The organism is Brasilonema sennae CENA114 (genome assembly GCF_006968745.1).
In the GTDB taxonomy this organism is placed as follows: domain Bacteria; phylum Cyanobacteriota; class Cyanobacteriia; order Cyanobacteriales; family Nostocaceae; genus Brasilonema; species Brasilonema sennae.
Window position 1 is genome coordinate 6231351 of sequence record NZ_CP030118.1, and the last position, 14518, is coordinate 6245868.

The 14518-nt window shown below is 43.0% G+C and carries 9 protein-coding genes; 3 read left to right on the forward strand and 6 right to left on the reverse strand.

The genetic code is table 11. The features are described from left to right. Positions 1–3: 3 nt before the first annotated feature. Positions 4–294 (reverse strand): nucleotidyltransferase family protein, encoded by a 291-nt coding sequence (locus DP114_RS25960; RefSeq protein WP_171978301.1) that lies wholly within the window; start codon positions 292–294, stop codon positions 4–6. Positions 295–527: 233 nt separating this feature from the next. Between DP114_RS25960 and DP114_RS25965 the strand changes: the two genes are divergently transcribed. Beyond that, positions 528–1271, forward strand: coding sequence for a Uma2 family endonuclease (locus DP114_RS25965; RefSeq protein WP_171977486.1), 744 nt, complete (start codon positions 528–530; stop codon positions 1269–1271). A gap of 141 nt (positions 1272–1412) precedes the next feature. Here the strand turns inward: DP114_RS25965 and dacB are convergent, their stop codons facing one another. Both dacB and DP114_RS25975 read right to left on the reverse strand, forming a co-directional pair. Next, the gene (gene dacB / locus DP114_RS25970) at positions 1413–2894 is read right to left on the reverse strand and encodes a D-alanyl-D-alanine carboxypeptidase/D-alanyl-D-alanine endopeptidase (RefSeq protein ID WP_171977487.1); all 1482 of its coding nucleotides are present in this window, start codon (positions 2892–2894) and stop codon (positions 1413–1415) included. A 426-nt stretch (positions 2895–3320) separates the two neighbouring features. Continuing rightward, positions 3321–5333: a GAF domain-containing sensor histidine kinase gene (locus DP114_RS25975; protein WP_171977488.1), complete on the reverse strand. Its 2013-nt coding sequence runs from the start codon at positions 5331–5333 to the stop codon at positions 3321–3323. 93 nt (positions 5334–5426) lie between these two features. Between DP114_RS25975 and cobN the strand changes: the two genes are divergently transcribed. Next, on the forward strand, positions 5427–9434 hold the full coding sequence (gene cobN / locus DP114_RS25980; protein WP_171977489.1) for a cobaltochelatase subunit CobN: 4008 nt from the start codon (positions 5427–5429) through the stop codon (positions 9432–9434). A gap of 6 nt (positions 9435–9440) precedes the next feature. After that, positions 9441–10571 (forward strand): peptidoglycan-binding domain-containing protein, encoded by a 1131-nt coding sequence (locus tag DP114_RS25985; RefSeq protein WP_169264527.1) that lies wholly within the window; start codon positions 9441–9443, stop codon positions 10569–10571. Between the two features lie 136 nt (positions 10572–10707). Here the strand turns inward: DP114_RS25985 and DP114_RS25990 are convergent, their stop codons facing one another. From DP114_RS25990 to DP114_RS26000, 3 genes are all read right to left on the reverse strand, one after another. After that, positions 10708–11163 carry a Fur family transcriptional regulator gene (locus DP114_RS25990; protein ID WP_169264526.1) on the reverse strand — a complete coding sequence of 152 codons (456 nt, stop codon included), beginning with the start codon at positions 11161–11163 and terminating at the stop codon, positions 10708–10710. Between the two features lie 710 nt (positions 11164–11873). Beyond that, positions 11874–13124, reverse strand: coding sequence for an RNA polymerase sigma factor SigC (sigC, locus tag DP114_RS25995; RefSeq protein WP_169264525.1), 1251 nt, complete (start codon positions 13122–13124; stop codon positions 11874–11876). A gap of 475 nt (positions 13125–13599) precedes the next feature. After that, positions 13600–14514 (reverse strand): NAD(P)H-dependent glycerol-3-phosphate dehydrogenase, encoded by a 915-nt coding sequence (locus DP114_RS26000; RefSeq protein WP_169264524.1) that lies wholly within the window; start codon positions 14512–14514, stop codon positions 13600–13602. Between the last annotated feature and the right edge of the window lie 4 nt (positions 14515–14518).

The window sequence follows — 14518 nt, forward strand, 5'->3', positions numbered from 1 at the left end:
CCCTCATAACATAACAGCCTCATTTAACACTCGTTCTCGAATGCACTCATGCAGAGTTTCAGATTCAGCCACATCTACTTTGCGTTTTAGCAATTTTTCCAGTGACTGTATCAAAGCAATCTGATCTAACAGAGTTCGTTTTGGCTCAATTTCTACCAGAAAATCCACATCACTATCTCGTCTTGCTTCTCCCCTAGCTACGGAACCAAAAACTCTGATATTGTAAGCTCCATGTTGAGCAGCAATTTGCAAGATTTGTTCACGATAAGGCAATAATAATTCATCAATTCCCATAACCGAATCCACACTGTATTTATCACTCATACTAACTCTTTATGAAATTGCACTTTGTTTACCTCCCGGCTACGCTGTGTTGAAATATAGCGCTTTTCATCCAGATGAAGTAGATTTTCATCTGCGTCGAGAGTGCGTTTATCTGCGGTTCTTTAACTCTTTAATATCTTCCACTCAATTGAAAAGCCCCATATTGTGCTAACTTTGAAGCATCCAGAGTCACAAGCTTGGTTATGGTTTCTCAACCCCTGGCAACAACTCCATCAGAAATTATTTACCCAGAAAGCGACGGCAAGCCAATGGCAGATAATACCAAGCAATTTCGCTGGATTGTGCAGATTCAGCAAAATCTTGATTGGCTGTACGCTGATGATCCAAATGTTTTTGTGGCTGGGGACTTGTTATGGTATCCAGTAAAAGGTCGAAATACGATTGTCACAGCGCCAGACGTGATGGTAGTGCTTGGGAGAACAAAGGGCGATCGCACTTCGTATAAACAATGGGAAGAAGACAACATCCCGCCCCAAGTCCTCTTTGAAATCCTCTCTCCCAGTAACAGTTCAACTGAGATGGACAAAAAGCTTTTATTTTACGATCGCTACGGAGTTCAAGAATATTACATCTACAATCCAGACAAGAATACTTTGAGAGGTTGGTTGAGAACAGAGGATGGACTAGATGTGATTGGAGAAATAGGAAACTGGGTTAGTCCCCGCTTGGGTATCCGGTTTGACTCATCCGGCGAAGAGTTGCAAATCTATCGTCCCGATGGTAGCAAGTTTTTCTCTTATGCTGAAGTTAACGAGCAGCTAGAACAAGAAAAGCAACGCGCTGAACAAGAAAAGCAACGCGCTGAACAAGAAAAGCAACGCGCTGAACAAGCACAACAGGAATTGGAAAAGGAACGTCAGCGATCGCAAGATCTAGAGGATGTGTTGAAAAAGTATCGCGATCGCTTTGGTGATGTCATCGAGTGATTTAAAAACCTCACCCCGCCCTCCGGGCACCCCTCTCCTTAGTAAGGAGAGGGGCAGGGGGTGAGGTTCCTCGTTTTTTATAAGTATTGATCCGGATATGATATGATTCTGACTCCTGAATTCTGACTCCTGACTTCTTTCTTAACAATTTTGCAGTTGAGCTAACAATACCACAATTTCATCAATAGCCTGCCGCACAACTCTTGCAGGCTGTTCGCTTTGATTTACCATAATACTGAAAACCATTGGACTGTATTTGGGCGTATTGATATATCCTGCCAAAGAAACAACACCGCCCATCGTGCCAGTTTTCGCTTGAACAATACCTTCAGCAGGTGTGTTTTGAAAACGACTTTTTAGAGTTCCGCTTCTTGCTGCGACAGGTAAAGATGCTCGATATACCAAAGCTGCTGGTGATTTTGCCATCGCCTGCAAAGTTTGTACCAAAGCTTCTGGACTCACTAAGTCTTTACGAGATAACCCCGAACCATCTACCAAAGAGTAACCTGTTGAATCGACTCCCATTTGGGTAAGCGTTGCTTTCATGACTTCCAAACCAGCATCAGCAGAAGTTTGATTTTCTGCAGGTGGTTTTTTAAAACTTAATGCCCTCAATAACGACTCAGCAAAAAGATTATTACTATTAATATTTGTTTGGGCGACAAGTTCAGAAAGTGGAGGAGATTCTACATTTGCTAATTCCTCTTGATTCTTGCCATTACTTGATGATACAAACGTCTGCACAACAGGAATTTTCTCTGCTATCAAAGTACTACGAAAACGACGTGAGAAATATTCCGCTGGAGAAACAACAGGTAAACTGACTAACTGAGGTTGAGAATTAAGCGCTAACTGTCCTTTAATTCGCAAAATTTTTCCTTTCAAGTCGCGAGTCACATTGATAAAACTTGGTTGGTTTTCTGCTGTTGTTACCGACTGATTAATAACTTGCCATTGTGCAGCCTCACTAATATCATTCCAGATAACTTTGAGAGGTTGTCCGACAGTTTGCGGCAGAAGTCTAATATTAAAAACATTCTGATTTAAAATTAAGCTGTTAATAGGTGCGCCGTAATCTGACTGTATATCTTCCCATTGCCAAGAGGGGTGAACAATATCTCCTCGAATATAAGTATCATCAGCAATCAACTGATTGACTGTCGTAATACCCCTTTGTTTCAACTGCTTTGCCAAAACTGTTAATTGTGCATCAGTGAAACTAGGATCTCCTCTACCCACAACATATAAAACCCCGTTACCACCGCCATACACAGAGGTACGAATGCGAAAATTTGTCCCGAGTTGCTGTAGTGCAGCAGCTGTTGTCAGGAGTTTCGTTGTGGAAGCCGGGGTAAAGTATTTTTGGGCATCTCGACTGTAAAGAGTTTGGGTAGAAGACAGAGGTTGTACTAATATGCCCCAACGCGCCCGATTGAATAGAGGACGATTAATCACAGCATCTATAGACGTTCCCAGTTGAGCAGGACAAATTGATTTTGTGGTAGTTTGTGTTGGTACAACTGTTGGTACAACTTGTGTTTGTGCTGACAGAGGTTTAGTGGTGATACCTACTTGGGTTCCCAAGAATAGCAGCAACAACCCAAGAGAGATTTTTTTTGGCATTATGTCAACTGATATGAAATAATAGTTTTTGCTTCATGAATGTTTTATTGTATAGACTGTTCCAAAAAAAAATCCCCTAGTCTATCACCTAGAGGATACGAAAACCACGACACAATATGACTATTCATCATATTGTGTCGTGGAGTACAAGACCCAGTAGCTAATCGGTAAGAGGAGGGGTTGAGCCTCGTACTGTGTTATATTTTGTGCAAGAACGTATTAACACCTACGATACTCCTGACAAAATCGGCAAAGTTGCCAAAATGCCAACTCCACAAAGAAAACAAAAGTTATCAATTCCTGATTCAGCTTGGGATATCAGGTGCTCACTTCCCCTTACTCCCTTCCCCCTACTCCTTGCTCCCTGCTCCCTTCCCCCTTCTCCCTTCTCCCTTCTCCCTTCCCCCTTCCCCCTTCCCCCTGCACTCACTCATTACTGCAAGCTTGTCCTGGTATCCAGACGGTAAAAATTGAGCCAACACCAACGCTAGATTCCACTTCAATTCGCCCGCGATGAAGTTCTATAAGTTGTTTAGTTAAAGCCAAACCTAATCCAGTTCCTCCATAACGACGATGGTAAGGTGTATCAAGTTGATGAAATTTTTCAAACAGCTGTGATACCTGTTCTTCTGGAATTCCTATTCCGGTATCTTCTACCTGAAATACAGCAGTGTTGTCTTCTACCCAAAGACGTAAAATGACTTCGCCATCCTCTGGTGTGAATTTTATCCCATTAGTTAACAGATTCCACAAAATTTGTTGCACTCTCCTGATGTCAGCACTGAACATGTCGCGCGACGCGTTGAGTTGCACATCAAGTTTGAGATTGACTCGCTGAGTATTTGCTTTTTCTTGGAGCGCGTTAAGTGCAGATTCTGCTATGGTTATTAATGAAAATTCTGTGATATCTAAAACTGCCTTACCTGCCTCAATTTGAGACAGATCAAGAATATCATTAATCATTTCTAATAAATGTTCTCCACTATCGTGGATAGTTTGCAGGTAATCTCTTTGGCGTTGAGTCAACTCGCCAAAAGACCAACGTAATAAAGTGGAAGACATGCCGATAACATAAGTTAAAGGTGTAAGCAGTTCATGGCTAACTGTAGCAAGAAATTCAGTTTTGAGGCGGTTGGCGGCTTCAGCAGCAACAAGCGCGTCGTGTAATGCCATTGTACGCTCAACAACGCGTTGTTCTAGGGTTTGTTTTTCTTGAGTGAGCGATCGCATTAACTCTGTTTGGTGAATGGCGATCGCAAGTTGTTCGGCTACAGAACTGAGCAAATTTTTCTCACTTTCCGTCCACTGGCGTGGCGCGTTACACTGATGAGCAATCAACAGTCCCCAAAGTTTTTCCTCATACATAATTGGAGAAGCCAACTTTGCGCGAACTTTAGCTTCTCTAAAAAAATTCAACAAATACTCTTGCAGAACATAAGTTTTCTCAACATCATCCACTGCTAAGGTTAAGCCTTTGCTGAACTTTTCCCAATATAGGGTTGTTCGCGCTTCTTTATTATTGAGAACTGACGGAATTTCATCATTAGCACAGACTTCATATATAATACTACCTGCCTGATTAAGTAAGTCTTGCTGCGAGGCAATGGAAGATGAAAAGCCTTGAGTTCCCTTATTTGGGTATACCTGTGGCGTGTTTGGCGCAAAGCCTGTCCAATGAACATAGTCAGGCTGAGGAGGAATAGGGAAGTGGGCAGATGAAATAGATGAAAGATTTGTTATCTCTTTACTATTGACTCTTGATGCCTCAAATTTGTAAACTACAAGCCTATCTAATTGTAAAAACTCTCGAACTTGTGCAACTGCCGTTGCTATAATGACATGCAAATCCAAAGTTTTACGGATTTTCGTTGTCACTTGATTCAACACTCGCTCCTGAGCAACCTGTTTTTTCAGGGCTTGTTCCATTGGTTGACAAACAGAAACATGAGGATAAATTTGAGGTGATAATTCTGTTACCTTGGAATTATCTTGTGGGAAAAAATACTTTAATAACAAAAGTGAAAATTGACTTTGAAGCTGGGCATCATTAGCAGTAGGAATTTGACGATATTGTTCAAGCTTTTGATAGATATGGGAATCTTGTTCAAACAAATCTCTTAAGTTCAAAATAAAGGAGGCGATCGCTTCTGAGTCCAAAGTCAACCTGAGATTCAGTGCGGAGTAACAACTGTGCCCCCCTTGCTCACCCATCTGTTGTGGTAAACCAATAAGCAGAGCACTAAACTGTTCAGAAACGACTACGATAAAGCGTTGTGTCTGCCATTCTTGAGGTATGTCAATTGGAATCAACACAGCTTCTGTGAGTACTAAAGCCCCCTTTCCTACTGCTTGAGCCATCTGTTGCAAAATTGCTCCAAGCTGATGAAACACATTACTAGGCAAGGTTCGAGAGAAACTCAAATCGGCAGAACTAGACATTGTTACAAACAGGAGTAAAAGGGGCTTTTTGCTATTGCTCAAAAAATTTTGTATTGTGTCCTAACCAACAGTTTAAGACGTTAAGACAAAATTATGCATCGTATCAATGCCACATCGGGAGGATGGAATCCTCAGTCGGAAAGTATCATTTTTCTGGAACAAACCCCTGCTCCCATAGTATTTCTGACGTCTGCTGATACGGATATTCAAACTTTGGCGGCTGCTGTACCCAAATTACCCACGACATTTCCTGCTTTAAGAGTTGCCAACTTGCTGCAATTGCAGCATCAAGTCAGTATTGATAACTATGCCGAAAAAGTTTTAGAGTTCGCAAGCGTGATTGTTCTCCGTTTATTAGGAGGACGCTCTTACTGGGCTTATGGCTTAGAAGTTGTGCAAGAAATTGTCCAACGTAATGGTACAACTCTCATTGTAATGCCAGGAGATGACGCCATAGACCCCGATTTCATCTGTGGGTCTACCCTACCTTTGAGTACTGTGAATCAGGTATGGCAATACTTTAACGAAGGTGGGGTCGAAAATTTTCTCCACGCTCTGGAGTTTATCTGTGATACTTGCTTTTCAACTTTTTTTAATCCTCCATCACCGCAAGTTGTTCCCCGCGTAGGGTTGTATGAGTGGAGGAGGGAACAGGGAATAGGGAACAGGGAACAGGGAGCAGAAAGCAGGGAGCAGCGAGCAGCGAGCAGCGAGCAGCGAGCAGGGAGCAAGGAGAAAAATAACTCCCTCACTTATATAGTAGGAATTCTTTTCTACCGTGCTCATTATCTGGCAGGAAATACTAAGGTAATTGATGCTTTATGCAACAGTTTGGCAAAGCGAAATCTACAGCCAGTTCCAATTTTTGTTTCTTCTTTGCGTGATGTTGATGTTCAAGAAGAATTGTGTGAGTTTTTTCAACCTAAAGACACTCAGCAAATTGCCTTGCTGCTGAATACGACGAGTTTTTCTTTAGCCCGGTTGGAAACAGAAACACCGCAGATTGATTTGTGGCAAAAATTAGATGTCCCAGTGTTGCAAGTTATCCTCAGTGGTGGTTCAATTGAGCAATGGGGGATACAATTTCAAGGACTTTCACCCCGTGATATGGCGATGAATGTGGCGCTTCCAGAGGTAGATGGGCGAATTATTACTCGTGCTGTGTCTTTTAAGACGATACAAAGTAGCAATTCTTCTTTGGAAACTGATGTCGTGGTTTATGAACCGGTGGGCGATCGCATTGAGTTTGTCACCTCTCTAGCCGCAAATTGGGTACGTTTGCGCTCAAAACCTCCTCAAGAACGTCGTGTGGCGTTGATTTTGGCAAATTACCCGAACCGTGATGGACGCCTTGCAAATGGTGTCGGGTTGGATACGCCCGCCAGTTGTGTAGAAATTCTTAAGGCTTTGCAGTTGGCTGGGTATCAGGTGGAAAATTTGCCTGACACTGGAGATGAGTTGATTTCATGTCTCACTGCTGGGGTGACGAATGACTCGGAAGGTAGGGAGTTGCGTCCAGTTTTACAATGTGTTTCTTTGGCTGAGTATGAGGAGTTTTTTGGTTCGTTACCGGAGGTTGTGCAGAAGGGAGTTGGCGAAAGGTGGGGAAGTGTTTTTGAAACGAACCGCAGAGGCGCAGAGGGCGCAGAGAAAGAGAGAGAGGAGAGTTTTGCGGTTCCAGGAATTCAGTTGGGTAACATCTTTGTAGGAGTTCAACCAGCGCGGGGTTATGATGTTGATCCAAGTTTGAGTTATCATGCGCCTGATTTGGAGCCAACTCACGATTATTTGGCTTTTTATTATTGGGTGAGAACATGTTTTGGGGCAGATGCTGTTGTTCATGTTGGGAAACATGGAAATTTAGAATGGTTACCAGGTAAAAGTGTGGCTTTGTCGAGTTGCTGTTATCCAGAAGTGGCTTTGGGGGCGCTTCCACATTTGTATCCGTTTATTGTGAATGATCCTGGTGAGGGTTCCCAGGCGAAACGTCGTGCTCAAGCTGTGATTGTGGATCATCTGACGCCGCCTCTAACTCGTGCAGAACTTTATGGTTGTTTACATGAGTTGGAAAATTTGATTGATGAGTATTATGAGGCTCAGAGTTTGGATCCTTCTCGTTTACCAATGATTTGCGATCGCATACGCGAACTGGTTGTTCAAGAAAATCTTTTCTTGGATCTGGAATTGAAGGAAAAGGGAAAAGGGATTAAGGGAAAAGAAGAATCTTCTGTTTCAAGTTTTGATTTTTCAGTTTTACCTTCACTTGATGGTTACCTTTGTGAATTGAAGGAAGCTCAAATCCGTGATGGATTACATATTTTTGGGCAATGTCCTCAAGGACGACAGTTGCGAGATTTAATTGTTGCGATCGCACGTCATCCCAATCGTCATCATGTCGGGCTGACTCGTGCTTTGGCTCAAGATTTAGGTTTAGATTTTGATCCGCTCACGACTGATTTTAGTACTCAGCTATCAGTCCAAGATATTCAGAGTTTAGCTAACAAAACTCAACACTCCTGTCGCAGTGTCGGCGATGCTGTCGAATTTTTAGAAGAACAAGCCGCCGAATTAGTAGAAGAACTCAGAACTCAGAACGGGCTTCGCCCCGCTACGCTAACAGAACTCAGAATTCAGAACTCAAAACTCCCAACTGTTCTTGACTGGATACGTGCTACCCTTCTGCCTTCTTTACTACAAACCGATCAAGAAATTACCAATTTGTTACACGGACTTGATGGTGGATATGTCCCCAGTGCCCCGGCTGGCGCACCAACGCGAGGGCGTCCAGAAGTTCTGCCAACTGGTAAAAATTTTTATTCTGTTGACATCCGCGCAATACCAACGGAAACTGCTTGGGATGTAGGTAGAAAAGCTGCTGAGACAGTTGTTGAGCGTTATGTACAAGAGGAAGGGGAGTATCCGAAAACACTGGGATTATCTGTCTGGGGAACTGCCACGATGCGGACTGGAGGTGATGATATTGCACAGGCGTTAGCTTTACTTGGGGTGCAGCCTGTATGGGATGGTGCGGCACGACGGGTGGTAGATTTTGAAATTTTACCGCTTTCTGTTTTGGGACGTCCGCGTGTGGATGTGACGTTGCGAATCTCTGGTTTTTTTAGGGATGCTTTTCCTAACTTGATTGATTTGTTCGACTCGGCTGTGCAAGCAGTGGCGGCTTTAAACGAACCGTTAGAGGAAAATCCTCTAGCCGCGCAAGTGCGTCAAGAAACTGAGTATTGGACACAACTTGGTTTAAGTTTACCAGAGGCAAGAGTGCGATCGCGCTACCGCATCTTTGGTTCTAAGCCAGGAGCTTATGGTGCAGGACTTCAAGGTTTAATTGAAGGACAAAACTGGACAGATGATCAAGATCTAGCTCGTGCCTACATCAACTGGAGTTGCTATGCCTACTCTTCGTCAGCAAGAGAAGCGCAGGAAGCAACCGATGCAGGAGTACAAGACAATTCCAAATTAGAAGTCTCTCCCTCATCCCCGTCATCGCTTCAACAAGGACGTTCCGCGCCAGAAGCATTTGAAATGCGGTTGCGAGAAATGCAGATAGTGTTACACAACCAAGACAATCGCGAACACGATTTGCTCGATTCTGACGATTACTATCAATTCCAGGGTGGTTTAACAGCTGCAATACGTGCTGTACAGGGAAAGAATCCCCAAACTTATTTTGGTGATCATTCCATTCCAGCCAAGCCGCAAGTCCGTCAACTTAAAGAAGAAATCGCACGGGTGTATCGTTCTCGGGTTGTGAATCCTAAATGGATAGCAGGAATGATGCGCCACGGTTACAAAGGTGCTTTTGAAATGGCGGCAACTGTTGATTATTTATTTGCCTACGATGCCACGGCAAAATGTGTGGAAGACTATATGTATCAGGGGATAACTGAGGCGTATTTGTTCGATCCAGTTGTTTCGGAATTTGTCTATCAAAAGAACCCATACGCTTTGCGTGATATGGCTGAAAGATTGTTGGAAGCACATCAGCGCGGTTTATGGGACGATGTAAATACACAAACACTGGAACATTTACGAAACATAGTACATCAAGCTGAAGCAGCTATTGAAGGAAAACAAATGGTGTAATAAATTATGGAAAATCTTGCGTATTTACACGTATCATCCGTTTATGAGGACTTACCCTCCAGTGAATTAATATCGCTCAGCCGTTTGTTTAAGCAAACAGTAGCGCCGGATTGGAAACGTCTGTCTGGTAGGGCTTGGAAATATATGCTACCTTTAGCCCTGGGTTTATCTGTTCTCAGTGGTGTGAGCAGCGCCCTAGCACTTGAGAAAAACGATCGCGGTCCTTCTGTGAAAACTCTACAACAACAGTTGAAAGCAGCAGGCTTCTATCAAGCTTCCGTCACTCAAGTATACGACACTGAGACAGAAGCTGCTGTGCGCCGCTTCCAAAGAGCGGCTGGTTTAGACGTTAACGGTGTTGCTGGATCTGTGACTTTAGAAAAATTAGAGAATTGGCGTACCTCTAATCAAAGTTCCCAGGCGACAAAGATCAGCACTAGAAATGAGCAAATCAGAACAACCAGTTCTGAGAATCAATCAGTCACTAACAAGCGTCGCAGTTCTAACATTCTCCAAAAAGGAGATGAAGGTGAAGATGTCAGAGTTCTACAAGAACGATTGCGAATTGCAGGCTTTTATACAGGTAACGCCACAAAAGTATTTGGTCCAATTACTGAAGAAGCTGTCAAGCGATTCCAACAAGCTTATAACTTAGCCCCTGATGGAGTTGTCGGATCAGAAACGCAAGCAAAACTCCCAACACTTTCTATTGGTTATGGAGATGATTCACCCACTAACCAACCTACCACTGGAGATAAACTTCGGTTGGGCGATCGTGGTGAGGCTGTAAGAATTCTTCAAGAACAATTAATCAACGCAGGATACTTACAAGGAGAGCCAAACGGTTACTTTGGTCCTAATACAGCAGATGCTGTACGCCGGTTCCAGGAAGATAATTACCTAGCCGCAAGCGGTATTGCTGGTCCAACTACCCGCGCTAAATTGTATAGCATGGCGAATGATGCTCCTACAAGTGGTGATTTTAGTGTTTTGGAGATTCAAAGACGACTACGGGAGCAGGGTTTTTACAAAGGTGCTCTTAATGGTGTGATGGGAGATGAGACAAAAAAAGCTATTAGACAAGCACAACAATTCTACGGAATGAGTTTGAGTAACGTCAGAAGCGGACGCTTTTAGCATCCGCTTAGGTGTTGGTGGTGTTGATACCTAACAGTTTGCCAACCTCCTATAACAACAAGTTCAAAGCTGCTAATGAAATTTACCAAAATATTTCATCGCAGCCAGCGCTTTCTTGAATCGTAAAACCCAGGTGCTACAGTGGCATGAGTGCTCTTTGGCACTTGGGACAAACAGCATGAATTGTTAATTGGCAATCCAAGAGGTGAAAACCTTCTTTTTGTGCAGTTTTCGATCCAATTTTTAAAATCGAGTCGTTCTTGAACTCAATTGTCGTGTTGCATCTGACACAAATCAAGTGATGGTGGTGATGGGGATAGGGCTGATTAAGTTCGTAGTGTTTATGCCCTTCTCCTAGTTCTAACTCTCGTAAGATTCCCATTCGCGCCATCAACTTGAGAGTGCGATAAATCGTCGATAGGCTAATTCCCTCGTGTTCGGCTGATAGCCTTTCGTAAAGATCTTCAGCACTGAGGTGTTCTCCTTGCGGCAGTTCTTGAAAAATGTGTAGAATGACTTCGCGCTGGGGTGTTAAACGCCAACCACGTTCATTTAGTTCTGCCTTTAGCGAGGCTGCTGTATAAGCTGTCATCTAATTTTTCTCAACAAAGTCCATTAGTTGCGAATATAGCAAAAATTTGGACTAATTTGCAATAATCAAAGATTCTTGAGAAGAGTTATTAAATATTAAAGGTAAATTTTGAAACTTTAACCAGTAAGTAAAAAAATAAGCGCTCGCCCATCCTAGCCTGTATAAATGTTTTCAAAGGCGAATCGAAAGATTGTTATGCTATTAGATGAAAATAACTTCCCATAAGTTAGTGAAAAGTTTTGGGAACGAGGATAAAATGGGTCAATAGCCTAAACTCAAAAGTCTTTTAGAACAGGCATCTTGCCTTGTGTGTAGAATGTATAAGTTTTTTTACCGAAAAACTATTTAGAAGTGATAAGTTAGGGCGTATATTTATGTATAAGTGGTGAGCAAGTCCTGCACCAATGTCTCCGGACAAAGGTATCTGCTGTTTAAAACAGGCTCGTTATAAAGAAGATACCAATAAGTCCTATGTCCAGATAACACGCTACTTTGAACGCGCCTGTTCGTGACTTTACGGAGACGGCACAGCGGTGCCGTAAGAATACGGCGGATGAAAACGGAATCAGGAACTTACTCTCATCAAAGATTTAGTGCTCACTAAGACAGTGATCAGTTCAAGTTCTTACTAATTGGATTGAGAATTCGGAATTCGGAATTCCGAATTCTTCTTTTTGAGTAGTAATCATTGACTATTGACTATCGACTAACTAGCTCAAAGACTCCAAGTAGTCGCGGATAAGATTGCGCCGCTTTGGTTGGCGCAGCTTTTGCAACGCTTTGGACTCGATTTGTCGTACACGTTCCCGTGATAAATCTAGAGCACGTCCAATTTCTGCTAAGGAGTAAGGATGACCATCTGCCAAACCAAACCGCATTAAAATTACATCACGCTCCCGGCTTGTTAAATCTGACAGAAGATTTTGCAAGTCTTTTTGTAAAGACTCTCGCATTAATGTCTCTTCTGGAGTGATATTATCAGTTTCGAGTAGTTCTCCTAACTCTGTGTCTTTGTCCTTACCAACTTTTGTCTCTAGAGAAACAGAACGAGGAACTCGCAAAAGAACTTCCCGCACTTGTGTAGGAGTCATGTCTAGCTCTTGAGCAAGATCTTCCAAAGTTGGAGTGCGACCTTTTTCTTGTGCGATTTTACGCTGAGCTTTTTTAATTTTGTTCAGCTTTTCTGTAATGTGGACAGGTAGGCGGATAGTGCGGCTAGAAGTTGCGATCGCCCTTGTGATTCCTTGACGAATCCACCAATAAGCATAGGTGCTAAAACGATAACCCTTGGTTGGATCAAATTTCTCAACTGCTCGTTCTAAACCAAGAGTCCCTTCTTGGACTAAATCCAACAATTCCAAACCGCGATTTTGATATTTCTTAGCAACGGAGACAACAAGGCGAAGATTTGCCTTAATCATGTGTTCTTTTGCCTGGAGTCCACTGCTTTGAATTTTCTCCAGTTCTTCCACAGTCATTTTGGCTATTTCAGCCCAACGCCGTTTTCCTAGTCCTATAATCTGCTTAAGCTCCAACAGACTTACACCAGCAGCACCCGCCCAACGTTCAAGAGAAGGACGATGTCCTAATGCAGATGCCAAACGCTCTTGAGCTTCAATCAGTCGAAGATATGGTGCAATCACCTCATCTCCTTGTTCCGCAGCTTTAGACAGAAGTATTCGCATCCGCAAATAGCGCTGGACTTTTTGCGCTTCTGAAACTTCTTCATCCCGTCCTAGTAATCGAACTCGACCAATTTCTTGAAGATATAGACGTACTAGATCTGTGCTGCGGCGGTTAAGATTTGCACCTAGGCTCGCAGAGTCAACAGAAGTTATCTCCAAATCTTCAAGTTCATCAATCGGTAACTCAGTTTCGTCAACCGTGATATCTGGGTCAAAGACTGGATCAGATTGTTTGTTATTGAAAGCGGCATCTGCGTAAAAAGATGTTGCTGGCATAAAGATTTGTCTCAATGGCTCCAGGTAACAATAGATTACGGTCAGCTAATTAACTGTTGCTATTGTTCCCGTGATTCTTGAAGAACTAACACGGTTTCGGGTTCCATTTAGGGTTTTTTTTCAAAAACCCTTTACTGGTTTTTTTGACACAATGCCCCCGAAGGCTCGGTTGCAGTAGCTTTCCCATGAACCAATAGCTATTTAAATTTCCTACGGGGCGTTAAATTGCAAATGACCTGATGAAAATTTGAACCTTCACATAATTTTAACTGTAGTTTATGCTGTAAAGTATAAATACATACTCGTGAAAAATTCTCTTCTTTATATGCATAGTCCTATCTACATGAGTCCCTAGGTGCTTTCCTGATAATTTACGAATTTTCCTTCAAAAATGATTAGTTATATTATGTGAACAGTCAGGGAGTTATTTTTCCCTGTGCTCGTGTGTTTCCCCTCGTGTGTTTCCCCTGCATTCCTACTCTGGCTTTATATCTCGCAGCATCAGTTCTAAAAGTGCTTGTCGGGGTGTGACTTCACCTTGGAGTAAACGATGAACTTGCTCGGTAATTGGCATGGGAATATTTTGCTGCTTGGATAGCTGCACCAAAACCTGAGTGGTGTTGACTCCCTCAGCAGTTCCTTCTATATGAGCGAGAATTTCGGCTAGTGTTTGACCAACAGCCAACTGGTAGCCAACTTGATAGTTACGACTCAAGGGACTGTTACAGGTTGCTAACAGATCACCCAAGCCAGACAAACCGTAAAATGTTTCTAATTTTGCACCCCAATGGACACCAATACGAACCATTTCTGTTAATCCACGGGTGAGTAAAGCTGCTTTGGCGTTGGTTCCCAAGTGCAAGCCATCACAGACACCAGCGGCGATCGCCATCACATTTTTTAGTGTGCCACCTAGCTCTACTCCCAAGATATCATAATTGGTGTAAACGCGAAAACGATCTGAAGAAAACACTACTTGCACGAATTCTGCTGCAGCCATAACACTGCTTGCAACAACTGTTGCAGCTGGTAATTCCTGTTGTATTTCTTTAGATAAATTGGGACCTGAGAGAACAACTACTGCGTGGTTGGGGAAAGTTTCTTGCCAAATTTGTGATGGTGTACAAGTCGTTTGGGGGTCTAAGCCCTTTGTCGCTGTGACAAAAATTGTCTCTGGGGAAACAGGTAAAGACTGTAATTGAGAAGTTACAGATCTCACACCCTTCATAGAAACAGCAGAAAGGACAATATCAGCACCCTGTACAACCTCCGCCAGCGTTTGAGAACCCTGACGCGACCACATGCTCACTTTATGTGAATTCGTCTTTGCAAGAGTTGCAAGAGCCGTCCCCCAAGCACCTGCACCCAGAATTGCTACTGATTTTGGCATTAGT